Consider the following 25678-nt stretch of genomic DNA (forward strand, 5'->3'; position numbering starts at 1 on the left):
TCGATGCTTTCTTGATGCCGGTCAAATCTGCTCGCCGACCAGCCCGATAACCTCGCTACACACAGTCGACATCCCGTTGCCAACCGCGAGGTGCAAGCCATGTTCAGGTCACTGCTGGTCCCCGTCGATGGTTCCGACTACGCCCAGGCTGCGCTACGAGTCGCCTGTCGACTGGCCGAACCCGGCCAGTGCACGATCCACCTGTTGACCGTGATCGAGCCCTTTGCGCCGATGCAATACGGCGGCGACTACCGGGTGCAGCAGATCGTGCGAGAAGCCGTCAACGATAACGCCGAAAAGGAAGGACGCGACATTCTCGACCGCACCATGGCGCTAATGCCGGACGGCGCGCCGAAAGACGGCGTACAGACCCTGCTGCGTCTGGGCTCTCCGGCGGGAACCATTATCGAGGAAGCCAGACGACTCGGCGTCGACGCCATCGTCATGGGCAGCCGCGGGCTCAGTGACATCAAAGGCCTACTGGTCGGCAGCGTTTCGCACAAGGTCAGCCATGTCGCCGGATGCACGGTGATCAGCGTTCATGGACAGCCACACGCAGGCGCATGAAACGTTCGTTCCCCTTTGCCATCCTGCGCTGGCTGGTCGTCGGCGCCGGTCTTCTCCTGGCTGGCGTCACACTCTGGTATTGGCTCCAGCCCGAGGGGTTGGGCGAGGCCTTCGCTCGCGGTAACGGCCGCATCGAAGCGACCGAGATCGACGTCGCCACCAAGCTCGCCGGGCGGGTGGCGGAAATCCTGGTCAACGAAGGCGACTTCGTCGAACCGGGTCAGGTAGTGGCACGCATGGATACGCGAAGTCTGGAAGCCGAGCGACGCCAGGCCGAGGCAGAGCTGCAGCGCAGCCGCAACGCCTTGCAGACCGCCCGTGCCGGCGTGGCCCAGAACCAGAGTCACCAGGCAGCCGCCGAAGCGACGGTGCATCAGCGTGAAGCCGAGCTCGACGCCGCCCGGAAACGCTTCGAGCGCTCCAGTGCGCTGCTGCAGCGCCACGTGATCTCGTATCAGCAAGTGGACGACGACCGCGCAACGATGCAGAGCGCCCGCGCCGCGCTGTCGGCCTCCCAGGCGGAGGTGGCGGCGGCCCAGGCCAGCGTGGCAGCGGCCCGCTCCCAGGTGATCGAAGCCCAATCGGCGATCGACGCCGCCCAGGCCAATGTCGAGCGCGTCCAGTCGGACATCGAGGACAGCCTGCTGCGCTCCGACCGGCTGGCCCGGGTGCAGTATCGCGTGAGCGAGCCCGGCGAAGTGCTGGCGGCCGGCGGCAAGGTGCTCAACCTGATCGACCTGACCGACGTCTACATGACGTTCTTCCTGCCTACCAGCCAGGCCGGGCGGGTCGCGCTGGGCGACGACGCCCACCTGATCCTGGATGCGCTGCCCAACTACGTGCTGCCGGCCCGGATCAGCTTCGTCTCCAGCGAAGCGCAGTTCACCCCCAAGACGGTGGAGACCGAAAGCGAACGGGAAAAGCTGATGTTTCGCATCCGCGCCCGTATCGACGCCGATCTACTGCGCGAGCACATCCGCCAAGTGAAGACAGGGTTGCCCGGCGAAGCCTACCTGAAGCTGGATCCGGCTGCCGAATGGCCGGAAGCACTGCGCGTGAACGTCTCCCGATGAGCGCCGACGCGGTCGCGACGCTGTCGGGGGTCAGCCTGCGTTACGGCAAGCGTACGGCCCTCCAGGAGCTGACGCTCGACATTCCCGCCCGCCGCATGGTGGGCCTGATCGGGCCGGACGGGGTCGGCAAGTCCAGCCTGCTGGCGCTGATCGCCGGCGCCAGGCGAATCCAGTCGGGGCAGATCCAGGTGCTTGGCGCGAACATGGCCAGCGCCACCCAGCGCCGCGTGACCGGCCCGCGCATCGCCTACATGCCCCAGGGTCTGGGCAGGAATCTCTATCCCACGCTCAGCGTGCGCGAGAACCTCGAGTTCTTCGCCCGGCTGTTCGGCCAGGATGCCGAGGAGCGCGAGCGGCGTATCCACGACCTGACGACCAGTACCGGACTGGAGAAATTCACCGAGCGTCCGGCGGGCAAGCTCTCCGGCGGCATGAAGCAGAAGCTGGGGCTCTGCTGCGCGCTGATCCACGACCCTGACCTGCTGATTCTCGACGAGCCCACCACCGGGGTCGATCCGCTGTCACGCAGCCAGTTCTGGGAACTGATCGCCCGGATACGCCATCAGCAGGCCCGGACGAGCGTGATCGTCGCCACCGCGTACATGGACGAGGCCTCGGCCTTCGACTGGCTGATCGCGATGGATGCCGGCAAGGTGCTCGACCAGGGCGCCCCCGCGACGCTGCTCGAACGGACGGGATGCGATTCGCTGGAGGCCGCCTTCGTCCAGCTGTTGCCCGCCGAGAAGCGGTCGGGACATACCGATCTCGAGATCCCGCCCCGCAAGGCCCACGACGAGGTGGCGATCGAAGCGCACGGTCTGACCAAGCGCTTCGGCGACTTCACCGCCGTGGATCATGTCGACTTCCGTATCGAACGCGGGGAGATCTTCGGCTTCCTGGGTTCCAACGGTTGCGGCAAGACCACCACCATGAAGATGCTGACGGGCCTTCTGCCCTTCGACGAGGGGCAGGCGCGGCTGTTCGGACAGCTGGTCGCCCCCGAGCATATCGAAACCCGGCGCCGGGTCGGCTACATGTCGCAGGCGTTCTCGCTCTACAACGAGCTGACGGTGCGCCAGAACATCGACCTGCACGCGCGGCTGTTTCGTCTTTCGCCACAGCGACACGCCACCCGTCGCCGGCAACTGCTGGCACAGTTCGATCTGCAGGGCGTCGAGGGGCAACTGCCGGGCAGCCTGCCTCTGGGTATCCGCCAGCGTCTCTCCCTGGCCGTGGCCATGCTGCACGAACCGGAAATCCTGATCCTCGACGAGCCCACTTCCGGAGTCGATCCGGTGGCCCGTGATCGCTTCTGGGAGCTGCTGGTGCGGATGTCGCGCGAAGATGGCGTCACGATCTTCATCTCCACCCATTTCATGAACGAAGCGCTGCGCTGCGACCGCATTTCGCTGATGCACGCCGGCAAGGTACTCGACAGCGGCACGCCCCGGGCATTGATGGCCAGGCGCGGGCACGACAATCTGGAAGCGACCTTCATCGACTATCTCAAGGACGCCAGCGAGCTCAAGGGCACCAGCGAATTCAAAGGCACCAACGAATTCAAAGACGCCAGCGAGGCGGCGGCTCCCCCGGCGACACACGAGAGCATCGCCGTCGCAGCCGCAGCGGTAAAGGGCGCTCCCCCTCGTTTCAGCTGGCGTCGGCTGTCGAGCTACGCCCGGCGCGAGGGCATGGAAGTGCGGCGCGACCCGATCCGCGCCACCCTGGCCCTGGCAGGCACCCTGATTCTGATGTTCATCATGGGGTACGGCATCAACATGGATGTCGAGGACCTCTCCTTCGCGGTGCTCGATCGCGACCGGACCACCACCAGTGACGACTACGTCCTCAACCTTTCGGGCTCGCGCTATTTCAAGGAGAAGGCGCCCCTGCAGAGCTACGAAGAGATGGACGAGCGCCTGCGCCGAGGCGAGATCAGTCTCGCGGTGGAGATTCCGCCCGGGTTCGGACGTGATCTCAAGCGTGGCGCCTCGCCACAGGTCGCATTCTGGGTCGATGGCGCGATGCCGAGCCGGGCCCAGACCATCATCGGTTATGTGCAGGGGATCCATGCCACCTATCTGCAGCAACTGGCCCAGGCCTCCGGCAGCGACGACAGCCGGCCGGTCGGGGTCGCCCTGCGCTACCGTTACAACCCGGACGTGCGAAGCCTGCCGGCGATGGTGCCGGCGATGATTCCGCTGCTATTGATGATGATTCCGGCCATGCTCACCGCCCTTGGCGTCGTCAGGGAGAAGGAGCTGGGTTCGATCACCAACTTCTACGTCACCCCGGTCACCCGCCTGGAGTTCCTGCTCGGCAAGCAGCTGCCTTACGTGGTCATGGGAATGCTCAACTTCTTCCTGCTGGTATTGCTCTCGGTCTTCGTCTTCGGCGTGCCGCTCAAGGGCAGCCTGGCGATGCTCAGCGTGGCGGCCCTGCTCTATGTGTTCTGCGCCACCGGCTTCGGGTTGCTGGTTTCGGCACTGTTCAACAGCCAGATCGCCGCCGTGTTTGGCACGGCCATCGGCACCGTCGTTCCGGCAATCCAGTTTTCGGGCCTGCTGTATCCCGTCTCCGCCCTGGAAGGTGCTTCCGCGGTGATCGGGCATCTCTACCCGACCAGCCACTTCCTCATCATCACTCGCGGCATTTTCTCCAAGGCGCTCGGCGCCGCCGAGCTATGGCCGAGTTTCCTGGCGCTGCTGGTCACGTCTCCGCTGCTGTTGCTGGCCAGCGTGGCCGGCCTGAAGAAGCAGGAAAAATGAGTTGAGTACGCTCTCGAACATCCTGCAACTGGGCATCAAGGAGCTGCGCACCCTGGCCCGCGATCCGGCGATGCTCCTGCTGATCGCCTACACCTTCACGCTGAGCGTCTACTCCAGCGCCAACGGCATTCCGGAAACGCCCCACCGGGCCAGTATCGCGGTGGTCGACGAGGATCGCTCGCCCATCACGCAACGCATCATCGACGCCTTTCAGCTGCCCTACTTCCTCGAGCCAGTGCTGACCGACCATGCCGACATGGACATCGGCATGGACAAGGGGCGCTATACCTTCACCCTCGACTTTCCGCCCGACTTCCAGCATGACCTGCTGCGCGGCCGGCAGCCCTCGATCCAGTTGAATGTCGATGCCACCCAGATCAGCCAGGCCTTCACCGGCGCCGGACACATCCAGCAGATCATCGACGACGAGGTCGCGTCATTCCTGCAGCACAGCGACATGCCATCGGCACATCCTGTGCAGGCGGTGATTCGTACCCGATACAACCCCAACCTCATCCAATCCTGGTTCGGCGCCGTCAACGAGGTCATCAACCAGATCACCATGCTGTCGATCATCCTGACCGGCGCGGCACTCATCCGCGAGCGCGAACACGGCACTATCGAGCATTTGCTGGTCATGCCGGTGACGCCGTTCGAGATCATGGCGGCCAAGGTATGGTCGATGGGGCTGGTGGTGCTGGTCGCCGCGCTCCTGTCGCTGCGCTTCGTCGTCGGTGGCTGGCTGGGCGTACCGCTGCAAGGCTCGATGACGCTATTTCTGATCGGCGCGATACTGCACCTGTTCGCCACCACCTCGATGGGCATCTTCTTCGGTACCGTCTCCCGCTCGATGCCGCAGTTGGGACTGCTGATCATCCTGACGCTGATTCCGCTACGGGTTCTTTCAGGCGGCATGACCCCGCGAGAGAGCATGCCGGAGGTGGTGCAGAACCTCATGCTGCTGACGCCGACCACCCACTTCGTGGCGTTCGGGCAGAACATTCTGTTCCGTGATGCCGGCCTGGCAACCGTCTGGCCGCAACTGCTGGCGCTGACCCTGATCGGTATGGCCTTTTTCCTCGTCGCCCTGCTCCGACTGCGGCGCTCGCTTGCCTGAAACCATAAAAAAAGCCGCATCGTCTGCTCGACGATGCGGCAATCCTGCGCTTTAGAGCTTCCTGCTCATTCCGCCTTCACTGTGATCTTCTTGGCCGGGGCGATTTCCGCCTTCGGCACATGAATGGTCAACATGCCGTCCTTGCCCTTGGCGCTGATTCGCTCCTCGATGACATCGGATGGCAGCGAGAAACTCCGCGAAAAGCGACCAAAGCTGGTTTCGATCAGATGGCGTTTGGTGTCCTTACTCTCTTTCGTGTCGTGCCGTTCGCCCCTGAGCGTTAGCACATTATTCTGTACGGTGATCTCGACATGCTTGCTGTCGATTCCCGCCAGTTCCGCCGTAATGAGGTATTCCTTTTCCGTCTCGCTGATATTCACCGTCGGCGCCCAGACATCGCGAGATGTCGCCGGACGGTTGCGGTTGTAGCGATCGAAGAAGGCTTCCATTTCGTGGAAAGGATTCCAGGTGGTGAGTTCCATGGCCTGTGCGCTCCCTGTTCAAGACGATGACAATGGCCGAAGCCGGGTATCAGTGTGTACCGCCGCACGAATCCAAGCTTGACCTGGGTCAAGGTTCCTGAAGAAAGCGAGCCGATCGCTTCGCCTGTAACATCTTCCGCGGCCGATGAATCCGCAAATAGTTGATATCCATCGGTAAAGATCGCTTCGATCCCATCGTTTCCTTTCGACCTGCTCAAGCTTGATCTGAATCAAGCCGCTGTCTGCAATCCGGCGGATACTGACTTCGTCACCATGGTCATTACCGATAGCGTCCACCAGACGAAGGAGATACCCATGTCCACGATGAAAGCTGCCATCTATGTCGAGCCCGGTCGCATCGAGCTGACCGAAAAGCCGATACCCCCCATCGGCCCCAATGACGCCTTACTGCGCATCACGACCACCACCATCTGCGGTACCGACGTGCACATCATGAAGGGCGAATATCCGGTCAAACCCGGACTGACCATCGGCCATGAGCCGGTAGGCACCATCGTGGAGCTGGGCGACAACGTGCGCGGCTATCACGTGGGGCAGCGGGTGATTGCCGGCGCGATCTGCCCCGGCTTTACCTCCTACGCCTGCCAGGACGGCCATCCGGCCCAGGATGGTGGCTGCCAGGGCCATGGCTACAAGCCGATGGGCGGCTGGCGTTTCGGCAACACCATCGACGGGGTGCAGGCCGAATACGCGCTGGTGCCCGATGCCCAGGCCAACTTGGCCCCGATCCCGGATGGGCTCAGCGACGAACAGGTGCTGATGTGTCCCGACATCATGTCGACCGGCTTCGTCGGGGCCGAAAGCGCCAATATCGGCATCGGTGATACCGTCGCGATCTTCGCCCAGGGCCCGATCGGACTCTGCGCCACTGCCGGCGCCCGGCTGCGCGGCGCCAGCTGCATCATCGTCGTCGACGGTATCGATCAGCGGCTGGATATCTCTCGCCACATGGGCGCCGACATCACCTTGAATTTCCATCAGGTCGATGTCGTCAGCGAAATCCTTCGCCTGACCGGCGGTCGTGGCGTCGATGCCGCCATCGAGGCGCTGGGCACCCAGACCACCTTCGAGGCTGCCCTGCGGGTGCTCAAGCCCGGCGGCACGCTCTCCAGTCTCGGCGTCTATTCCGGGGATCTGACCATACCGCTCGACGCCTTCTGCGCCGGTCTCGGCGATCATCGCATCGTCACGTCCCTGTGCCCGGGCGGGAAGGAGCGCATGCGCCGGCTGCTCGACATCGTCAAGGCCGGCCGGATCGATACGGCCTCGCTGGTCACGCACCGCTATGCCCTGGACGATATCGTCGAGGCCTACGACCTGTTCGCGCACCAGCGTGACGGCGTGTTGAAGGTCGCCATCACTCCGTGACGTGCAGCGGCAGACGATCGTCCGCGAAGGCCCGGCTCTATCGCAACGCCATCAAGCGATGAGCCGGGCATTTCATCGCTTCTTTTCTACCCGAATTCCCTAGGTTTTGTCTGAAGAGTCGTCGAGCGAAGGTCAGACAAGGCAAAAATCGGTGAAAAGACGGAGTTTACGCGGTGTAAATGAGTACTTTGAGCCGATTTTTAACGCCGTATGGCCGAGCGCAGGCAGTTTTCAGACAAAGCCTAGCCGCCCTGCCACAGAATCCGGGGGTCTTCGAGAATACTGAGCAGGTCGATGGGGGCGGGGCGCAGCCGCACGGTAAAATCGGTCACCGGCCGGTGACTGGTGATCCGGGTTTCGTAGATCGCCTCGCCGCTGCGAGAAAAGTCCACGTTCTGGATCATCGGCTGACAAATCGCGGCTCTTCCACTGACGCCATCGGCATAGAGCTCGACCAGAAGCGCCTCCGGAGTGAGCTTGCCCAGCGAGACGCGCGCCCGGAATCGATGCTGATGGCCATCGCTTTCCGTCTCCACCGATTCGAAGGCGACTTCGGACCAGTGCCGATCCAGTTGTCGGCGACGATTCACGATCCGGCGTCCCCGGGCGCCGTCATCGGCTACGCGGCCATGCCAGGCTTCGGCCAGGGGAATGTAGTACTGCTCCACATACTGGGAAAGCGATCGGTTGGTGGAATACAGCGGCGTCAGCCGTGCCATGCTTTCGCGCATGCGTGCCACCCAGCCCACCGGGATATCCGCTTCGTTGCGGGCATAGAAGGCGGGCAGCACCTCGTGCTCGAGCAGGTGATAGAGCGCTTCGGCCTCCTGGGCATCGTAGCCGGGGTCGTCCGCGTGCTCGCGACCATCGCCCAACGCCCATCCCACCTCGGGGGCATAGGCTTCGGCCCACCAGCCATCCAGCTCGGAAAGATTGAGCCCCCCGTTGACCAATACCTTCATGCCGCTGGTGCCGCAGGCTTCCCACGGGCGCCGCGGGGTATTGAGCCACACGTCGACGCCCTGGACCAGCTGTTCGGTGAGCTGCATGTTGTAGTCGGCCAGGAACACCACCCGATGGCCGACATTCTCCTCTCGAATGAACCGCACCCACTGCTGGATCAGCGCCTGCCCTGTCCTGTCCGCCGGATGTGCCTTGCCGGCCAGTACCAGCTGCATCGGGCGTTCGGGATGGGTCAGCAACGCCTTCAGGCGCTGCGGATCGTGAAGCAGCAGGTTGGGTCGCTTGTAGGTGGCAAAGCGTCGGGCGAAACCCAATATCATGATTTGCGGTTCGAACACCTGCCGGGCGCTCTCGATGGCCTCCGGCGTTGCACCAGCCGTCGCCAGCTGGTGTGCCAGTCGCTCACGAAGCTGCTCGACGAGTTCCCGGTTGGCCGCGGCCCGAAACTGCCACAGGGTGGCATCATCGAGGTGACGAATGCTCATCGCCAGCGGCTCGCTGCATCCCAGCCAGCGACCCTTGCCGCAGGCGCGGGTCCAGAGCGCGTCGGCCGGCGCCGAATCCCAGCTCGGCATGTGGACGCCATTGGTGACGTGAGCGATGGGCAGCTCCGGCGTCGGCCAACGGGGAAACAGCGGCTGGAAGATATGACGACTGACCCTGGCATGCAGCTGGCTGACCCCGTTGATGAAGCCGCTGCCCCGGCAGGCGAGCCACGCCATGTTGAAAGGTTCGTCATCATCCTCTGGGCGGCTGCGCCCCAGCGCCAGCAGCTCGGCCAGCGGAATCTTCAGCTGCTGTTCGGTGTAGTGCTGCAGGTACTGCGCGATCAGCGCGGGAGAAAACCGGTCGAAGCCGGCGGCGACCGCGGTATGGGTGGTGAAGAGATTGCCGGCACGGGTAATGGTCAGTGCCGTCTCGAAGTCGGTGCCGGTGCGCTGCATGTAGCTGCGCGCCCGTTCCAGTACGACCAGCGCCGCATGACCCTCATTGAGATGGCAGACCTGCGGATGCAGATCGAGCGCTTCGAGCAAGCGCCAGCCGCCGATGCCCAGCACCATCTCCTGCTTGAGCCGGAGCTCGGCATCGCCGCCATAGAGTTCACTGGTGATGCCGCGGTGGGCGGGATAATTGGCGATGTCGTTGCTGTCCAGCAGATAGAGCGTCACCCGCCCGATGCGGGCCTGCCAGGCCCGTAGCCATACCGAGTAGCCCGGCAGCACGATCTGCAGGCGCAGCCATTCGCCATTCGCGGTGCGCAGCGGCATGATGGGCAACTGGCCGGGATCGTTGTAGGGATACAGCGCGTGTTGATTACCGTCGCTGTCGATCAGTTGACGGAAATAGCCCTGCTGGTAGAGCAACCCGATGCCGATGATCGGGACGCCGAGATCACTCGCTGCCTTGAGATGATCGCCGGCCACGTTGCCCAACCCACCGGAATAGATCGGCAGGGCCTCGCTGACCATGAATTCCATGCTGAAGTAGGCCACGGCGGTGAAAGGCGCCTCGGGGTGATTCTGCTCGAACCAACTGGGGCCGACATGCTGCTCGCGCCCGAGACGTGCCAACTGATCCAGCCGGTTTCGAAACTCCGGATCGGCCAGCGTCCGGGCGAGTTTCTCGTGCGATACCGTCTGCAGCACCGCCCAGGGGTTGTGCGTCAGATTCCAGAGAGTGGTATCCAGCTCCCGCCATATCCTGTCGGTGGCATGCTTCCACGTCCCGCTCAGATCCAGCGCCAGCTCGACCAGGGTATCGAAACCCTCGATAGCCGCCCCAGGCAGTTCGTACGGTGATGTCACGGTGCATGCTCCTTCACTACCCAACCGAAATGCTCGATACGGAACGCCGCCATTGTCGGATCGATGGTCACCCATCGGAGAGTGTGGATAGCCACTATCGAAGAGTAAATCGCTGCCGGAAACCACGGCTTGACCGGGATCAATTCCGCGCGCTGCCGGTCGCGGGAAAGACAGCTCGGGGGAAGGAATGACGATGACGATCAAAGCCTCTGATCGAGCGACGAGCGCTCCGTAACCGTTCGGTTTGCCGAATGTAAACAAACCCTGTCCGCGGCGACAGCACGCTTACATCATCACTGTTGAACTCCCTGCCTTTTCTCGCTCTACTACCGCCGTTACGCAGCAGATTCGCGCAAGGCGTTTCCCTGCCACAAGGCCAGATTCGATACGTCAACAAGTCACGAAGCGAGGGGTGGCGTCATGTCGGTATCACCCATTGGCGGCTCTTGCCGCCCCGGTCCCGGTACTCACTGTCGTACTTGCAGCCTCAGTTCGTTATGTTTGCCCCTGGCGCTGAACACGCAGGCCATGGAAGACTTCGATGCCATCATCAAGCGCCGGGCGCCGCTGGTGCGTGGCGAAGTGCTCTGCCGTCAGGGGGAGACTTTCACGCAGATCTTTGCGGTTCGTTCCGGGAGCTTCAAGCAGGTCGTGCTCGATCAGGATGGCGAGGAACAGATCAGTCATTTTCACTTGCCGGGCGAGCTGATGGGACTGGAAAGTATCGAGGAAGGGAGCCACGCGGGATTCATCATCGCCCTGGAACGGTCGACGGCCTGCGAGATCCCCTTTCACCAGCTGGACACACTCGCCGAGCGCATGCCGGAGTTGCGCAACCAGCTCTATCGCAGCATGAGCCGCGTCATGAGCGACGAGCACCGACTGATCCGGTTGCTGACCTGCAAGAGCGCCGACGAGCGAATGGCGAGCTTTCTACTGGATCTGGCACGGCGTTTCGAGCGTTACGGTTATTCCCCCGAGCGCTTCCGTTTGCCGATGTCCCGCAACCGATATCGGCAATTATCTGGGGCTCGCCCTCGAAACGGTGAGCCGCATTCTCGGCCGGTTGCAGCAGCAGTCCCTGATAGCGCTCGAGGGTCGGGAGCTTCGCATTCTGCAGCCCGAGATCCTCTATCAACGCTCCCAGACCGCTCACTGCCGGACCAGATCCACCGTCGCCCACCAGCGTTAGCCCGGCGGTGGCCGCTTCGCGCAGCGCGCCAGAATGGCCGGCATCTCGATAAGCTTTCGGTCCCTTTAAGCTTTCTTTAAGTCTGAAACGCGACCATGGCGCCACATTGGCTCCCGCACTGCACGCTGCGGTCGGCCCGCGTCTGGTTTATTTTATAGACAAGACTTTCACGAAGGCTGCAAGCGACACTTCCATCAAGACAGAATGTGCTCATCGAGCATGAAGAAGCGTTCTGTCAGCAACGTCGTTGAATGTTACAGGGCGGACCGCGCTTACCGGTCCCATTGCCAGGAAAATTGTCATTGATGCACTCGTCTCTCCAATCCTCCCTCCCGTCATCCGTTCAGCCACCCCTGCTCTCGATCCTGATACCGGCCAAGGATGAAGCCGGCAATCTCCCCGGCCTGCTCGATGAAATCAGCCTGGCGCTCGCCGATATCGACCATGAGGTGATCGTGGTCGACGATGCCTCGACGGACGGCACCTGGGAGATGCTGAGACAGCGTGCAGAAAAGGATGCCCGCCTGCGCCCGCTGCGCCATGCAACCAGCGCCGGACAGAGCACCTCGGTCTGGCAGGCGGCCTGGGCGGCCCGCGGCACCTGGCTCGGCACGCTGGATGGCGACGGTCAGAACGATCCGGCCGACCTGCCGAATCTGTTCGAGCGTGCCCAGCGTGGCGACGTGACACTGGTTGCCGGCCATCGCACCAACCGCCGGGATGATTGGATCAAACGCGTCTCTTCCCGGGTTGCCAACCGGGTTCGTTCGGCGCTGCTCAACGACGCGACACCCGATACCGGATGCGGCCTCAAGGTGGTGCGTCGCGACGCCTTCCTGCTGCTCCCCTATTTCGATCATATGCACCGTTTTCTGCCGGCGCTGGTACGCGCCCAGGGCGGCGAGTGCGTCTCGGTCCCCGTCAATCACCGCCCGCGCGGCGCAGGCGAGTCGCATTACGGCCTCAACAACCGCCTATGGGTGGGCCTGGTGGACATGGTCGGGGTGATGTGGCTACGACGACGAAGCCGGCTGCCGGCAGCCATCGTCGAGTCGGCCCAGTCCGAGCCGGCGCCCGTCGAGAGTCGCACGGATTCGAACGACGTGGAGCCGGCGCCATGAATCAGGAATGGCTGTGGGTGACCATCGGCTTCATTGGCCAGGCGCTGTTCTCGGCGCGCTTCATCATTCAATGGCTCGCCAGCGAGCGCGCCAGACGCAGCGTCGTCCCGATCGCGTTCTGGTTTTTCAGCCTGGGTGGCGGCGCAACGCTGCTGGCCTACGCCATCTACCGGCGCGACCCGGTGTTCATCGCCGGCCAGGGTGCCGGGTTGATCATCTACATCCGCAACCTGATGTTGATCCGGCGAGAACAGCGGCAGACAGCCTCGCCGGAAGATGTCTCGAACTCCTGAACGGAAAACGCTTTCCATGCGACGCTTCCTGACCGATCCATCACAGGCACGCTATCGGCGTGCCTGGCTACTGTTGCTGCTGTTCACCGTGGTGCTGCTGGGCATCGGCATCGGCCTGCGCGATCCGTGGCCGGCCGATGAGCCGCGCTTTGCCCTGAACGCGCTGGAAATGCTGCGCACCGGGCAATTCTGGTTCCCGCATCGCGGCGGCGAGCTCTATCCCGACAAGCCGCCGGTGTTCATGTGGGCTTCGGCCCTGAGTATCTGGCTCACCGGCTCCGTGCGCTGGGGATTCCTGATCCCGACGACGCTGGCCGGCGTCGGCACGCTGTTGCTGGTCGTCGATCTGTGTCGGCGTCTCCACGGCCGGCGCGTCGCGCTGTTGTCCGGCCTGGCACTGCTGACGGCGTTCCAGTTCGTGCTGCAGGCCAAGACCGCCCAGATCGACATGATGCTGACCTTCTGCACCACGCTGGCATCCTACGGATTGCAGCGCCACGCGCTGCTGGGGCCGGACCGATGCTGGTGGTCGATCGGCTGGGCGGCGATGGGGCTCGGCATCATCACCAAGGGCGTCGGCATCCTGCCGTTGACGCTGCTGCCGGCCTGGCTATGGATGAGCTATCTCGGCGATTTTCGCAAGAACGCTCGCGGACACATCACACGCATCACGCTCAAGGATGCCATTCAGGGCATCGGCATCATGCTGCTGTGCGTGGCCGCCTGGGCCGTGCCGATGGTCATCATGGCGACCTGGGGAGACGACCCGTCACTGGCCGCCTACCGGGACAATATCCTGTTCAAGCAGACCGGCCAGCGCTATGCCGACTCCTGGGCGCATCTCGAGCCCTGGTACTACTATCTGGTCAAGGTGCTGCCCTGGGCCTGGATGCCGCTGACGCTGGCCCTTCCCTGGGCGATCCCGGCCTGGTGGCGCCGGTTGCGGCGATCCGATGCACGGATCTGGCTTCCGCTCAGTTCGGTCGTCCTGATCGTGATCTTCTTCTCGCTGTCGCCCGGAAAACGCGGCGTCTACATGCTGCCGACCGTGCCGCTGCTGGTGGTGGCGATGGCGCCGCTGCTGCCCGGCCTGATCTCCAGGAAGCGCCTGCACTGGCTGGGGTTCGGCCTGCTGGCCTTGCTGGGTGGCCTCTTGTTGATCGCCGGTATCCTGGGTCTCGCCGGCCTGCCCACACTGGCCAGGCTCGCCGAGCGTCATGCCGTATCGCCCTGGGCGTGGTGGATCGTCATCGGCATCATCGCCGTTGGGCTATTGGTCGTCATGCGGCCCCGCCGTGGACTGTGGGCGCTGACGAGTTGGCTGGTGGTGTTCTGGGTCAGCTGGTCGACCTGGGGCTATGCCCTGCAGGATCACGCCCGCTCGCCTCGCGACATGATGGCCGAGGTCGAATCGATCACCGGTGCCGGAGCCTGGCTGGCGATGCCGGACTACGACGAGGAGTTTCTGCTGCAGTCGCGCCAGCCCAGCATCCAGTTCGGCGACAAGACGCCGGCCCGCGATCAGTTCCTGCGCGCTTTCGCGTGGCTGCAGCAGGACGATAGCCGCTGGATGTTCGCGATGAAACGCCAGGCCGAGGACTACGCCTGTATCGACCAAACCCGGATTCACGACATGGGCATCCAGAACGGGGACGCCTGGTGGCTGGTGCCGGCCACCGCCGTCGGCGAGTGCCGGGGAGACGAAACGGCAGCGCCGCTCTTCGTGGCGCCGACGACCCTGCCGGACGAGACCGGCAGCGCGCCTCGGGTATAAGAGAAACGGGTGTAAGAAAAGCGAAAGGAATGCAGGAAAAAGCTCGCTGGAGGAATCGGTCACGCCAGCGAGCTGATCACACCGGTCAAACGACGGGATCGAGCCAGTCCAGCCGAACCCGCAAGCCGCCGCTCTCGCGGTTGGCAAGCGTCATCGTCAAGCGCTGCCGCTCGGCAATCTCGGAGGCGATTGACAGCCCCAGCCCGCTGCCGCTGATGCGCTGGTCGGAAGCCCGCTGGAAGCGCTGCGTCACGGCCTCGAGCAGCCGTTCCGGGATCCCCGGGCCGGAATCGTCGATGGTCAGCCAGGGATGTCGGTTCTCGATACCCACCGCCACACTCACCTCTCCCCCCGCCGGGGTATAGCGCAGCGCATTGTCCATCAGATTGCGGATCAGAATCCCCAGCTCGGTGGCATTGCCGACGACGTTTACCGGCTCGCCTTCGACGATATCCAGCGTCTGCTGTCGGGATTCGGCCAGCGGCCAGAGATCGGCGGCCAAGTCCATGACCAGTGCCGGCAGTTGAACCGTCTCCGGCGCCGGGCGCTCCTGGTGGATATCCAGGCGCGCCAGCAACAGCAGTTGCTCGACCACTCGCTGCAGGCGCTCGATGCCGTTGTAGGCCTTGTCCAGCGCGCTGGGCTCGCCGTAGCGGGCGTTGTCGAGGTGGATCTTCATCGCCGCCAGCGGGGTTCTCAGCTCGTGCGCGGCATCGGCGGTAAAGCGCCGCTCGCGCTCGAGCGTCTGACCCAGCCGCTCGATGAAATCGTTGAGCGCCCCGCGCAGTGGCTGCAACTCTTGCGGCACTCCCACGCGGATCGGGCTGAGATCTCTTTCATCTCGGGTCTGAACCTGGCGGGAAAGGTGGTCGATCGGCTCCAGCCCGCGCCGGATCAGCCTGGCAATCAGCCAGATCAGGATCGGCAGCGCCAGCAGCAGCGGTACGAAGTTGCCCCAGGCGACCTTGTTGGAAAGTTCATCCTGGAACGACTCGCGCAGGCCCACGCTGATCCAGCGCCCACCATCGATCGGCATGCTGAACACACGCCAGCGATGGCCATCGTAGCCGACCCAGCGGTGCCCCTCCTTCTCGGGTGGGGGGAATTCCTCGTCCCGGGCATCCCAGCGTGCCCCCATCAACATGGGCTGACGGTCGGCATCCCAGAAGCCCAGCGACAGCATTCGCTCTTCGTGGTCGTAGAGCTTCGGCTTGGCAACCTGCGAAATGGGATTGTCGGTCTCGCCATACCAGTGGGCGAAATGCCCCGGTTGCGACAGTTTCTCGGCGACCGCCCGATACTCCTGTGGTGTCGTATCGACATCGACCAGTGCCGCGACTACCCGTGCCTGCAGGCTGAGCTGGGCATCGAAGATCTCTTCCATCTCGTGGCGCGTAATCAGGTAGGCGGCGGTCACCGCCAGCGCCATGACCACCAGCAGGACCCCAATGAGCATATAGTTGAGGTAGCGGCGAATCGATGTCATGCCGCGCGGCTGTCCAATCGATAACCAATCCCGCGGACGGTGGCGATCAAATGCTTGTCCAGCTTGCGGCGCAGGTGGTGGACATGGACTTCCAGCGCATTGGAACCGACCTCTTCTCCCCAGCCGTAAAGCAGGCTTTCCAGTTTGGGCCGCGACATGACCTTGTCGCTGTTTCTGGCCAATTCGAGCAGCAGGGCGAACTCCCGGCGTCCCAGGGTGATCGCGTTGCCCTTCCAACTGACTTCATGTTGCGATTCGTCGATGGTCAATTGCCCGATCGACAGCAACTGGGTCGAGCGGCCCTCGGCACGCCGTGTCACGACCCGCATTCGCGCCAGCAGCTCCTGCAGGTCGAAGGGCTTGAGCACGTAGTCGTCGGCCCCGGCATCCAGCCCGGCGATCCGCTGCTCGACCGCATCCCGCGCCGTCAGGATCAATACCGGTAGCGGATGCTGGCGCCGGATGCTTCTGAGTACGTCCAGACCATCGATATCCGGCAGGCCCAGATCGAGAACGACCAGCGAGAATGGCTCGACACGCACCGCCTCCAGTGCTTCGCGCCCCTTCATCAGCCAGTCCACCACGTAACCTTCCCGGATCAGAGCGGTCCGGATACCGTCCCCCAGCAGGGGGTCGTCTTCCACCAACAATACGCGCATTGCGGTTTCCGTCTTCGTTTTCCACCAGGGAGCTCGACAGGAACTCGCCCATTCGATCCTATTGAGACATACCCACCTTAACGGTTTCTTATCGCGCCTTGCGCCTCATGCATGCCACCGGCGCCCAGCGCCAGGCTGGCCGCCGATCGCCTTCCGTTCCCGATAATGTTTCGTTAAGGGAACGCCATCAAAGTAGCCTCCCTCAGCCATCTTGGGGCGCGATCTGATGATCACCACCCGCAGACTCTCGCACACTCTATCGCTCCTGCAGTGGGAAGCCAGATACCGGGATACCTTCGTCATCGCCCTGCTCTGGGCAATGGCGCTCGCCAGCGCCCTGGCCAGGCCGCTGACACCCATCGACGAGACCCGCTACGTCTCGGTCGCCTGGGAGATGTGGAACGCCCACGCCTTCTGGCTGCCGCTGATGAACGGCGAAGCCTATGCCGACAAGCCACCGCTGCTGTTCTGGCTGATCCAGTCCGGCTGGTCGCTGTTCGGGGTCAACGACTGGTGGCCAAAGCTGATCTCGCCGCTGGCATCGCTGGTCGCGATGATGCATCTCTACCGTATCGCCCGTCGTCTGGGCTACGCCGGCAGCCAGGCACGGCTGGCACCCATGGTGCTGAGCGCCATGCTGATGTGGCAGCTCTACAGCGGCGCCCTGATGTTCGATGTGCTGTTGAGTGCTTGCCTGCTGGGCACCATCTCCCCTCTGATCGCGGGTGAGTTCACCCTGCGCAAGGCATCGATCAGCGGGCTCTGGCTGGGGCTGGCCCTGCTCGCCAAGGGTCCGGCCGCCTTCGTGACGCTCGGCCCGATCCTGCTGACGATTCCGCTATGGCGAGCCGCCCCACTGGGGCCGTCGGGCCGGCGCCACCTTGCCCTGGTCCTGATGCTGGGCATCGCCATGCTGGCGGCCTGGGCGCTACCTGCCGCCTGGATCGGCGGGCGCGACTATGCCCAGGACCTGCTCTGGGGCCAGAGCGTCGATCGCCTGCAGCACGCCATGGCTCATGCCAGACCCACCTGGTGGTATCTGCCCTGGCTTGCTCTGCTGGCGTTTCCCTGGTCGTTGTCGCCTGGCGCCTGGTGGCGGCTCCCGACATATCGGCATCAACGCCTGGCCTGGATCTGGCTGGCCGGACCACTGCTGATCTTTTCGCTGATCAGCGGCAAGCAGATCCACTACCTGATGCCACTATTGCCGGCGCTGGCGCTGCTCGTCATGGACGGCCTTGGCCGTATCGACCCTCGGCAAGTCCTTCGCCCCCGTCTGGCAGCGGCGGCCATCGTCGTGCTCGGTGTGGTAGCCCTGGGGCTGGGAGTTTTCGGTGCCGATGCCGTGGCCCGTTCGATGGTGTCGCCCTTCGGCATTCTGGTACTGATCGCCTTCGCCGTTATTCTCTGGCGCCAGCGCTGGCATGGCGGTGCCGAGGCGGCTCGAGGACTCGCCCTCGGCACAGGTATCGCCGTGCTGATCGCCACCCAGCTGATGCTGGCTCCCCTCTGGAGCCGATACGACGTCAGTGCGGCCAGTCAGTTACTCGCCCGACTGGAACTCGATGGCGTGCCCGTTGCTTTCAATGGCGACGGCTACCAGGCGACCTTCCAGTTTGCAGGCCGTTTGAAAAAGCCGCTCGTCACATTGAGCGGTGACCCTGCGGAGCTGTGCGAATTCAGGCATCGGACGCCCACGGGCTGGATCGTGGGCCGCGACCGCGATCTTCGTTCATTGATCGCCAACGATGGCGCTGCTCACGTCTTCGATTATCGTGGAGGCAAGCTGGATATCGTCCCCGTCAGGGCACTAGCGCTGGATTCCCGGATACCCGCGTGTGATGGATGACATTCCATCGTCACCCGCGGCTAGGCTTTGTCTGAAAACTGCCTGCGCTCGGCCATACGGCGTTAAAAATCGGCTCAAAGTACTCATTTACACCGCGTAAACTGGTACGCCAGCCCGGTCCGTTTTCGCCGATTTTTGCCTTGTCTGACCTGCGCTCGACGACTTTTCAGACAAAACCTAAAGCAATGAAGGTTCGCTCAAGATAAAAGCGGTGAAGGTTCGTTTAAGGATAGAAACTGGCATGAAAATACTCGTCACCGGCGCCGCCGGATTCATCGGCTTCCACCTGACCAACCGCCTCGCTCGCGATGGTCACGAGGTCGTCGCGCTCGACAATCTCAATGACTACTACGCCGTCTCGCTCAAGCAGGCGCGCGTGGATCGGCTAACGGGCGTCCCCTTTCACCGCCTGGATATCGCGGATCTGGCGTCACTGGACGCGCTTTTCGCGCGCGAGGGTTTCACGCACGTCGTCAATCTGGCAGCGCAGGCCGGCGTGCGCCATTCCGTCGATCACCCTCACGAGTACGGCCGCAGCAACCTGACGGGATTCCTCAATCTGCTCGACGTCTGCAAGCGCCATGGGGTCGAGCATCTGCTCTACGCTTCCTCCAGTTCGGTCTACGGCCGCCAGAAGACGCTGCCATTCCGGGAAACGGACTCCGTGGACCAGCCGGCCTCGATCTACGCCGCGACCAAGCGCGCCAACGAGATGATGGCCTACAGCTACGCCGACCTGCACCATTTGCCGGCCACCGGCATGCGCTTCTTCACCGTCTACGGCCCGTGGGGGCGACCGGACATGGCGCCCTGCCTGTTTGCCGCCAGCCTGCTGCGCGGCGAGCCGATCTCGATCTTCAACCACGGCCGCATGGCGAGAGACTTCACCTACATCGACGATGTCGTCGAATGCATCGTCCGGCTGCTGCCCCACGCGCCCAGCCCCGGCCCGGATCGTTCGGCACCGCACGAGATCTACAACCTGGGCCGCGGCAAGCCGATTGCCCTGCTCGACTTCGTCGACACGCTGGAAAAGCGTCTGGGCATCACTGCCACTCGGCACTTCAAGCAGATGCAGCCTGGCGATGTCGAGCGCACCTGGGCGGATACTCGCAAGCTGCAGTCGATCATCGACTACACGCCCCAGGTATCGCTCGAGCGGGGCATCGACCGCTTCGTTGCCTGGCTGCTCGACTATCGCGAGCTCATGCTGGAGGCGATGGCCGACTGAGAGGCGACCCGCATGCGGCCAACGGTCGTCGAACGGGCCGCATTGGCGTAGCATCTGGCCACTGCCGCCCATTCGACGAGCCCACGCATGCCCCTGAGCAAGACCCGTACCAGCTTCTACCGCCGCCTTTACATCGCCCACCTGATCGACGCTGGCCTCGCCGCGAGCGTGCCGGCCATCGTCGAGATCAGCGGCATGCCGCGCCGTACCGCCCAGGACACCCTGACGGCGCTGGGCGAGCTCGATATCCGCTGCGAATTCGAGCAGTCCGAGGGCGAGCGTCACCAGATCGGGCGCTACGTGATCCGCGACTGGGGGCCGATCTCGTCGGCCTGGGTGGAACGCCACGCCGGCGAGATCGCCGAAGCCCTGGGTTATCCGCTTCCCGGGGCCTGAGTCGGCCCTTTTCGCACCATCCAGCAAGACATTCGATACCGTTTGGAGCTCGCCCATGAGTGATCGCCAGCAGCGTCACCAGCAAGCCATGCAGAAACTCAAATCTCACGTCGACGAGAAGATCGCCGCCGCCACCGAGCAGCGTGGCCTGCTGCTGATCTTCACCGGCAACGGCAAGGGCAAGACCACGGCGGCGTGGGGCACCGTCACCCGCGCGCTGGGTTACGGCTACCGTGTCGGCGTGATCCAGTTCATCAAGGGATTGTGGGAGTGCGGCGAGCGCGACCGGCTGATCGACGATCCCAGTCTCGAAGTCCATGTGATGGCCACGGGCTTCACCTGGGAGACCCAGAACCGCGACAGCGACACCGCGGCCTGTCTAGAAGTGTGGCGGGAAGCCGAGCGGATGCTCGCCGATCCCGACCTCTATCTGGTGGTGCTCGACGAGCTCACCTACATGCTCAAGTTCGGCTATCTGGAGTTCGAAACGGTCAGGCGCGCCATCGCCAACCGTCCGCCGGAGCAGAGCGTCATCGTCACCGGGCGCAATGCGCACCGCGAGCTTGTCGAGATGGCGGATACCGTCACCGAGATGCAAGAGACCCGGCACGCCTTCAATGCGGGAATTCAAGCGCGTCGCGGCATCGACTATTAAAGCCACGAGTCATGAGCCACGAGCCACGAGCTGCGAGCTGCGAGCTGCGAGCTGCGAGCCGCGTGCCAAGAGCTAAGGACCAAGGGCCACGAGCTATGAAACGCGGCCAATAGTTCCGTTTCGGCTATCGACTCGTCGGCTAGGGTCTGTTGACGTTTCATGCACGGCCGCGCCGGAGCCAGTTTTTGTGCGGGGCAAGGCGTGAGGAGCGTAGTTTGGTCATTCCAAATGAACGACGAATAACGCAGCACCGTGCAAAAACTGGCCCGGCCCTTCGGGTTGCACGGCAAATGGCGCCATGCGGCGTTGCGGGATTGGAAAAGGGAACCACCCTTCTCTGTATCCCGCGCCTGGCCTGGCGCCATTTGGCGCAGCAACGCGGTTCGCGCTGAAACGTCAACAGACCCTAGCGGCTCGCCTCAGCAAGTGCTCGACATACCTCGCGCACGCCTTCGATCATGCGCGGCCCGGGGCGGCTGATGGCGTCCGGTTCCAGTGTGTAGAGCGCGCCGTCGCGTACCGCCGGCAGCTCGTCGTGGCTGGCCCAGAAGGCCTGCCAGCCATCGTCGTTGCCCGCTGCCAGAATCACCTGCGGCTGCGCCTCGATCAGCGATTCCCAGCCGATCTGCGGGACCAGCACCGGAGCGTCGTCGAACAGTGGCACTCCACCGCAATGACGAATGACCTGAGTCACGATCTGGCCGCCCGCCAGCGTGGTCAGCGGAGACTGCCCCAACTGATAGAACACCCGCGGCGGCGGCGAGAGCGGTTGGGCGGTCTCGTCCAGCGCCGCCTCGAAACGCTGCGCGGCGCGCTCCCCTTTCGCGGCGTGTCCGGTGAGCCGGCCGATATCCCGCAGTTCATCCGCGATCTCGCCGAGCCGGCGCGGCTCGCTGCGATAGACGGGAATATCCAGCCGCTCCAACTGCTCGACCAGCGACGCTGGCGTGCCGCTTCCCCAGGCGAGCACGAGATCGGGCCGTTTGGCGACGATCAGTTCGAGCGGAATGCCGCGATAGCTGCCGACACGATCGATCTGCCGCGCCGCCGGCGGGAAGTCGCTGCCGTCGATGACGCCGACCAGCTGGTTGCCGGCGCCAACGGCGTAGCTCGATTCCACCAGATGCGGCGCCAGCGCGATGATGCGCTCGGCCGGCTGCGCCAGCGTCACGGTATGACCGCTGTCGTCCTCGACGCTGATGGCATCGGCGTCACCGGCTGCGACGCAGACGAGCGGCCAGCCGGCCAGAGCCAGCAAGACCGCCAGCAACGAACCTGGCGACCGAGGACCGGCGGCGGATTTCGAGCGGCTCGGCAATAGGGAAAGACAGCGCATCATCGACTCGGCGGGTTGGGTTCATGGCGCAGGCGAGCATAGCATGGGAACCGAATGGCGCTGCAGGCGTCCATGCAACGTTCGCCTCCGCGCGAACGACGCTTCTCGATACCGGTTTCTCGACAGAGGAAATGCCATGTCTCTCTCCACGCTCAACCACTCACGGGTTGCCGCCCGGCCGTTGAAACGCCATGGCGCGCTCGGCCGCGCCATCGGCCTGGGTCTGGCCGGCGCGCTGGCGACGCTCACGCTCGCCACGCCGGCACTCGCCGACAAGACACCGCGTCAGATTCAGGTTCAGGCCAACGCGACGATCGATGTCGCGCCGGACCAGGCGACGCTGAATGCCCGGCTGTGGGAGCGAACGCCCGCCCAGGTCCAGGGAGAGGAAACATCGGGCAACAGCGACGCCATCAAGGAAGCGCGGGACCGGCTCGAATCCCGCACCGGCGAGCTGATACGGACGCTGGAAAACGCCGGTGTCGACAGCAAGCAGATCCGCGCCGGCTCGCTCAGCGTGCGCCCCGACTATGTGCAGACCGCCAGCCGGGGCGATGACAATGCGCCGCCGAAGGTACGCACCCAGGTCGAACGCTCGGTGTCGTTGACGCTGAACGAGCTCGACCGGCTGCCGCGCGTGCTCGACGCCCTGACCGCCGCCGGTGTCGATTCCCTCGACGGTGTCAGCTACGGGCTGCAGGACAGCAACGCCGCCGACGACCGAGCGCTCGAGCAGGCCCTCGAGCGGGCGCGCCAGAAGGCCAGGATGATGGCGAAGACGCTGGACGTGGATCTGGGCGACGTCGTCAATATCCAGGAGACCACCGCGCCCCGCTATCAGCCGCAAATGATGATGCGCGCCGCCGAGGCCGACAGCAGCGGCAGCTCGGCCGAGTATCGCAGTGGCGAGATCAGTATCGATGCGGGCGTCAGCGTGATCTGGGAAATCGACGACTGATGTCGTTCGGGCGGGCGCTGAAGCCCGCCCGAAGCCGTTACAAATCCCTTTATCCAGTAATACATTCAAGCAGAGCCAGCTGACTACTGACCGAGTGTTAACCAACCTTTCGCGCGTCATTGCGAGGGAGAACCCTCGCGCTCCCCTTTTTGACGCCACAGACGGCTAAACGGAACTCATGCCCGCCGCATTGCGCGACCGAGCACGATCTCCCCCACCAGCGCCAGGGCGAGAATGGCGGCGATCCAGCGCCAGTCGAACCCGGCCCCCAGGGCGCCGAGCGCGTCCAGGAATACCACCACGATGGCCAGCGGGCAGACATAGCGGATCGCGAATCGCCACAGCGCGTGAACCGCCGAAGGCAGCCCCAGCTCTTCCTCGAGGCTCTCCCGCCGCAACACGAATCCGGCCAGTAGCGCGGTTCCCAGCCCGCCCAGCGGCATCAGGAAGCGCGAGGTCAGGAAGTCGAGCCAGTCGAAGAAGTGGCGCCCCGCCAGTTTCCAGTCCGCGCCGACGTTGAACGACAGCATGGCGAGGGTGCTCACCACCCACAACAGGATACCGACGCCCCAGGCTGCCCTGGCACGCGATACTCCATGGCTTTCGTTCAGCCACGCGACCGTGGCTTCGATCATCGAGATGGCGGATGTCAGCGCCGCCAAGGTGAGCATCAAGAAGAAGATCGTCTCGATCACGCCACCCAGCGGCATCTGCTGGAACGCCAGCGGCAGGCTCATGAAGATCAGGCCGGGGCCGGAAGCCGGGTCCATGCCGTTGGCGAAGATCACCGGGAAGATCGCCAGCCCGGCCATCAATGCCACCAGCGTATCGCAGATGGCGACCATCAGCGTGGTACGACCGATGGACTGGCCGGCCGGCAGGTAGGCGCCGTAAGTCAGAATGGCGCCGGAGGCCAGCGACAGGGTGAAGAAGGCATGCCCCATCGCGGCCAGTACCGCCTGTCCGGTGAGCTTGCCGGGATCGAAGGCGAACAGGAAATGCACCCCGGCCCCGAAGCTGCCGGAAAAGAACGCATAGACGATCATGATCACCAGCATGATCACCAGCCCCGGCATCATCCAGCGCACGCTGCGTTCGATACCCGCCTGCACGCCCAGTCCCACGATCGCCATCGTCGCCAGCGTGACCAGCGTGCTCCAGAACCCCAGGTTCCAGGGATTGGCGTTGTTGGCGCCGAAGATCGCCGCCATGCCTTCGACACTATCGGCACTCAGGCCGCCGCTGAGCGACTTCCACAGATAGGAGACCGCCCAGCCGGCGACCACGACATAGAACGACAGGATCATGAAGCCGCACAGCATCGCCATCCAGCCGAGCCCCGACCACAGGCCGCTGCGCCCGGATTCTCTCGCCACCCGGCGGATGGCGTCGATCGGGCTGCCCCGCCCGCGTCGCCCCAGCGCAATCTCGGTCATCATCACCGGCACGCCGATGGCGGCGATGCACAGCAGATAGACCATGACGAACGCCCCGCCGCCATACTCGCCGGTCATGTAGGGGAACTTCCAGATGTTGCCCAGGCCTACCGAAGAGCCGGTCGCCGCCAGGACGAAGCCCCAGCGTCCCAGCCACAGGTTCTTGGGTGATGCGATTGCGGTCATGCTTCCTCGTCGTTCCAGTGGAAGGCCTGATCGAGTCAGGCCCTATCAAGCCCGGATCCGGCGCAAAGAGTCGCCCATGACGGGCGGAGGTGTCCCGATGACGGGCAATGCGGCGGGGGATTGTAGCGTCGACGAGGCCTATGCGCGACCGCCTCATGGTTGGTGCGATGCCGGGGCTTGTGCAAAGCTTGGCACACGACGATGATCCAACCCGTTCGGTGGATGTTTCATTCCAGGCAGAGCTTCGCAAGGAGATTCCGATGTCCCGGCACTTCGCCATTCTGGGGTTGGGCTATTTCGGCAGTACCGTCGCGCGCGAACTGAAGCGCCACCAGAACCAGGTGCTGGGCGTCGACTCGGACGACACCCGAGTCGACGCTTTCTCGGATGTCCTCGATCATGCCGTGATCGCCGATCTCACCGACGACAAGGCGCTGGGCGAGCTCTCGCTGGACGCCTACGATGTCGTCGTCATCGCTGTCGACGACGATGTCGAGACCAGCGTGATCTGCACGCTCCACGTCAAGGAGCTGGGCGCGAAGGAGATATGGGCCAAGGCGGACTCGGATTCCCACTACAAACTGCTCAAGCGCCTCGGTGCCGATCGCGTGGTCTATCCGGAATACGATGTCGGTGTGCGGGTGGCGGAGAGTCTCAACTACCATGCCATGGTCGATTTCATTCGACTGGGCGAACGCCAGTTCATCGTCGAGATCGAGACCACCAAACGCCTGCTCGAAAACGCCACCAGTGTCGCCAGTCTCTCGCTCGATCGCGATGCGCTGTTTCTGATTGCCATCAAGCGTGGCCAGGAGGTGCTCCGCAATCCTTCCGACGAGACCCCGCTGCAGACCGGCGACAGCCTGATCCTGATGGGCGATCTGCAGGCCCTGCGCGAGATCGGCAAGCAGATATGAATTCCCCGATGCCCACCCACTCCGA

The 25678-nt window shown here is 63.9% G+C and carries 21 protein-coding genes and 1 pseudogene; 16 read left to right on the plus strand and 6 right to left on the minus strand.

All coding sequences use genetic code 11. The features are described 5' to 3' along the window. Positions 1-99: 99 nt before the first annotated feature. Genes R5R73_RS11720 through R5R73_RS11735 form a run of 4 tightly spaced genes read left to right on the plus strand, consistent with a single transcriptional unit; the run spans position 100 to position 5525 of the window. Positions 100-567, plus strand: coding sequence for a universal stress protein (locus R5R73_RS11720; protein ID WP_322527608.1), 468 nt, complete (start codon positions 100-102; stop codon positions 565-567). Next, the gene (locus R5R73_RS11725) at positions 564-1640 is read left to right on the plus strand and encodes an HlyD family secretion protein (protein WP_322527609.1); all 1077 of its coding nucleotides are present in this window, start codon (positions 564-566) and stop codon (positions 1638-1640) included. The genes R5R73_RS11720 and R5R73_RS11725 overlap by 4 nt, the downstream gene beginning before the upstream one ends. Next, positions 1604-4408 (plus strand): ribosome-associated ATPase/putative transporter RbbA, encoded by a 2805-nt coding sequence (gene rbbA, locus R5R73_RS11730; protein ID WP_416221191.1) that lies wholly within the window; start codon positions 1604-1606, stop codon positions 4406-4408. The genes R5R73_RS11725 and rbbA overlap by 37 nt, the downstream gene beginning before the upstream one ends. 1 nt (position 4409) lies before the next feature. Continuing rightward, the gene (locus tag R5R73_RS11735; protein WP_322527610.1) at positions 4410-5525 is read left to right on the plus strand and encodes an ABC transporter permease; all 1116 of its coding nucleotides are present in this window, start codon (positions 4410-4412) and stop codon (positions 5523-5525) included. Between the two features lie 65 nt (positions 5526-5590). On the opposite strand, the gene R5R73_RS11740 is transcribed toward R5R73_RS11735, so the two are convergent. Next, complete coding sequence (locus tag R5R73_RS11740) at positions 5591-6007, minus strand: Hsp20/alpha crystallin family protein (RefSeq protein WP_322527611.1); 417 nt, start codon at positions 6005-6007, stop codon at positions 5591-5593. A gap of 315 nt (positions 6008-6322) precedes the next feature. Here R5R73_RS11740 and R5R73_RS11745 point away from each other — a divergent pair, with 315 nt between their 5' ends. Continuing rightward, positions 6323-7396 (plus strand): NAD(P)-dependent alcohol dehydrogenase, encoded by a 1074-nt coding sequence (locus R5R73_RS11745; protein WP_322527612.1) that lies wholly within the window; start codon positions 6323-6325, stop codon positions 7394-7396. 242 nt (positions 7397-7638) lie between these two features. Here the strand turns inward: R5R73_RS11745 and glgP are convergent, their stop codons facing one another. Beyond that, positions 7639-10164, minus strand: a complete 2526-nt coding sequence (gene glgP, locus R5R73_RS11750) for an alpha-glucan family phosphorylase (protein ID WP_322527613.1) — start codon at positions 10162-10164, stop codon at positions 7639-7641. Positions 10165-10692: 528 nt separating this feature from the next. Here glgP and R5R73_RS11755 point away from each other — a divergent pair. From R5R73_RS11755 to R5R73_RS11775, 5 genes and pseudogenes are all read left to right on the plus strand, one after another. After that, positions 10693-10920, plus strand: a pseudogene (locus R5R73_RS11755) (cyclic nucleotide-binding domain-containing protein); the annotation flags it as partial. A gap of 289 nt (positions 10921-11209) precedes the next feature. Continuing rightward, positions 11210-11356, plus strand: coding sequence for a hypothetical protein (locus R5R73_RS11760; RefSeq protein ID WP_322529595.1), 147 nt, complete (start codon positions 11210-11212; stop codon positions 11354-11356). Positions 11357-11661: 305 nt separating this feature from the next. Further along, the gene (locus R5R73_RS11765) at positions 11662-12477 is read left to right on the plus strand and encodes a glycosyltransferase family 2 protein (protein WP_322527614.1); all 816 of its coding nucleotides are present in this window, start codon (positions 11662-11664) and stop codon (positions 12475-12477) included. Further along, positions 12474-12770, plus strand: a complete 297-nt coding sequence (locus R5R73_RS11770) for a lipid-A-disaccharide synthase N-terminal domain-containing protein (RefSeq protein WP_322527615.1) — start codon at positions 12474-12476, stop codon at positions 12768-12770. Before R5R73_RS11765 ends, R5R73_RS11770 begins: the two co-directional genes overlap by 4 nt. A 16-nt stretch (positions 12771-12786) precedes the next feature. Continuing rightward, a complete protein-coding gene (locus R5R73_RS11775; protein ID WP_322527616.1) occupies positions 12787-14544 on the plus strand; it encodes a glycosyltransferase family 39 protein in 1758 nt (585 codons plus the stop codon). 85 nt (positions 14545-14629) lie between these two features. On the opposite strand, the gene R5R73_RS11780 is transcribed toward R5R73_RS11775, so the two are convergent. Beyond that, positions 14630-16030, minus strand: coding sequence for an ATP-binding protein (locus R5R73_RS11780; protein WP_322527617.1), 1401 nt, complete (start codon positions 16028-16030; stop codon positions 14630-14632). Continuing rightward, positions 16027-16689: a response regulator transcription factor gene (locus R5R73_RS11785; RefSeq protein WP_071232175.1), complete on the minus strand. Its 663-nt coding sequence runs from the start codon at positions 16687-16689 to the stop codon at positions 16027-16029. The genes R5R73_RS11780 and R5R73_RS11785 overlap by 4 nt, the downstream gene beginning before the upstream one ends. 226 nt (positions 16690-16915) lie before the next feature. Here R5R73_RS11785 and R5R73_RS11790 point away from each other — a divergent pair, with 226 nt between their 5' ends. From R5R73_RS11790 to cobO, 4 genes are all read left to right on the plus strand, one after another. Next, positions 16916-18538 (plus strand): ArnT family glycosyltransferase, encoded by a 1623-nt coding sequence (locus R5R73_RS11790; RefSeq protein WP_322527618.1) that lies wholly within the window; start codon positions 16916-16918, stop codon positions 18536-18538. A 241-nt stretch (positions 18539-18779) separates the two neighbouring features. Then, entirely contained in the window at positions 18780-19769 is a 990-nt protein-coding gene (locus R5R73_RS11795) for an NAD-dependent epimerase/dehydratase family protein (RefSeq protein WP_322527619.1), read from the plus strand. A gap of 87 nt (positions 19770-19856) precedes the next feature. Then, positions 19857-20165 (plus strand): winged helix-turn-helix domain-containing protein, encoded by a 309-nt coding sequence (locus R5R73_RS11800; RefSeq protein WP_322527620.1) that lies wholly within the window; start codon positions 19857-19859, stop codon positions 20163-20165. Positions 20166-20220: 55 nt separating this feature from the next. Next, entirely contained in the window at positions 20221-20820 is a 600-nt protein-coding gene (gene cobO / locus R5R73_RS11805; protein WP_322527621.1) for a cob(I)yrinic acid a,c-diamide adenosyltransferase, read from the plus strand. Between the two features lie 406 nt (positions 20821-21226). Here cobO and R5R73_RS11810 read toward each other — a convergent pair whose 3' ends face one another. Beyond that, positions 21227-22156, minus strand: a complete 930-nt coding sequence (locus tag R5R73_RS11810; RefSeq protein WP_322527622.1) for a cobalamin-binding protein — start codon at positions 22154-22156, stop codon at positions 21227-21229. Between the two features lie 136 nt (positions 22157-22292). Between R5R73_RS11810 and R5R73_RS11815 the strand changes: the two genes are divergently transcribed. Continuing rightward, entirely contained in the window at positions 22293-23114 is an 822-nt protein-coding gene (locus R5R73_RS11815) for an SIMPL domain-containing protein (RefSeq protein WP_071232170.1), read from the plus strand. A 176-nt stretch (positions 23115-23290) separates the two neighbouring features. Here the strand turns inward: R5R73_RS11815 and R5R73_RS11820 are convergent, their stop codons facing one another. After that, the gene (locus R5R73_RS11820) at positions 23291-24736 is read right to left on the minus strand and encodes a sodium-dependent transporter (protein ID WP_322527623.1); all 1446 of its coding nucleotides are present in this window, start codon (positions 24734-24736) and stop codon (positions 23291-23293) included. A gap of 260 nt (positions 24737-24996) precedes the next feature. On the opposite strand from R5R73_RS11820, the gene R5R73_RS11825 reads away from it, so the two are divergent. Then, positions 24997-25653, plus strand: a complete 657-nt coding sequence (locus R5R73_RS11825) for a TrkA family potassium uptake protein (protein WP_322527624.1) — start codon at positions 24997-24999, stop codon at positions 25651-25653. The last annotated feature ends 25 nt before the right edge of the window (positions 25654-25678 follow it).

The sequence above is a fragment of the Salinicola sp. LHM genome (assembly GCF_034479735.1).
Classification (GTDB): domain Bacteria; phylum Pseudomonadota; class Gammaproteobacteria; order Pseudomonadales; family Halomonadaceae; genus Salinicola; species Salinicola salarius.

Excerpts from the sequence above, each read along its gene's own strand:
- R5R73_RS11810 (WP_322527622.1), bottom strand. The coding sequence starts at position 22,156 with ATGCGCTGTCTTTCCCTATTGCCGAGCCGCTCGAAATCCGCCGCCGGT.
- cobO (WP_322527621.1), top strand. The coding sequence starts at position 20,221 with ATGAGTGATCGCCAGCAGCGTCACCAGCAAGCCATGCAGAAACTCAAA.
- R5R73_RS11785 (WP_071232175.1), bottom strand. The coding sequence starts at position 16,689 with ATGCGCGTATTGTTGGTGGAAGACGACCCCCTGCTGGGGGACGGTATC.
- rbbA (WP_416221191.1), top strand. The coding sequence starts at position 1,604 with ATGGCCGGAAGCACTGCGCGTGAACGTCTCCCGATGAGCGCCGACGCG.
- R5R73_RS11775 (WP_322527616.1), top strand. The coding sequence starts at position 12,787 with ATGCGACGCTTCCTGACCGATCCATCACAGGCACGCTATCGGCGTGCC.
- R5R73_RS11725 (WP_322527609.1), top strand. The coding sequence starts at position 564 with ATGAAACGTTCGTTCCCCTTTGCCATCCTGCGCTGGCTGGTCGTCGGC.
- R5R73_RS11815 (WP_071232170.1), top strand. The coding sequence starts at position 22,293 with ATGTCTCTCTCCACGCTCAACCACTCACGGGTTGCCGCCCGGCCGTTG.
- R5R73_RS11800 (WP_322527620.1), top strand. The coding sequence starts at position 19,857 with ATGCCCCTGAGCAAGACCCGTACCAGCTTCTACCGCCGCCTTTACATC.
- R5R73_RS11720 (WP_322527608.1), top strand. The coding sequence starts at position 100 with ATGTTCAGGTCACTGCTGGTCCCCGTCGATGGTTCCGACTACGCCCAG.
- R5R73_RS11795 (WP_322527619.1), top strand. The coding sequence starts at position 18,780 with ATGAAAATACTCGTCACCGGCGCCGCCGGATTCATCGGCTTCCACCTG.
- R5R73_RS11825 (WP_322527624.1), top strand. The coding sequence starts at position 24,997 with ATGTCCCGGCACTTCGCCATTCTGGGGTTGGGCTATTTCGGCAGTACC.
- R5R73_RS11740 (WP_322527611.1), bottom strand. The coding sequence starts at position 6,007 with ATGGAACTCACCACCTGGAATCCTTTCCACGAAATGGAAGCCTTCTTC.
- R5R73_RS11820 (WP_322527623.1), bottom strand. The coding sequence starts at position 24,736 with ATGACCGCAATCGCATCACCCAAGAACCTGTGGCTGGGACGCTGGGGC.
- R5R73_RS11790 (WP_322527618.1), top strand. The coding sequence starts at position 16,916 with ATGATCACCACCCGCAGACTCTCGCACACTCTATCGCTCCTGCAGTGG.
- R5R73_RS11765 (WP_322527614.1), top strand. The coding sequence starts at position 11,662 with ATGCACTCGTCTCTCCAATCCTCCCTCCCGTCATCCGTTCAGCCACCC.
- R5R73_RS11770 (WP_322527615.1), top strand. The coding sequence starts at position 12,474 with ATGAATCAGGAATGGCTGTGGGTGACCATCGGCTTCATTGGCCAGGCG.
- R5R73_RS11780 (WP_322527617.1), bottom strand. The coding sequence starts at position 16,030 with ATGACATCGATTCGCCGCTACCTCAACTATATGCTCATTGGGGTCCTG.
- R5R73_RS11745 (WP_322527612.1), top strand. The coding sequence starts at position 6,323 with ATGTCCACGATGAAAGCTGCCATCTATGTCGAGCCCGGTCGCATCGAG.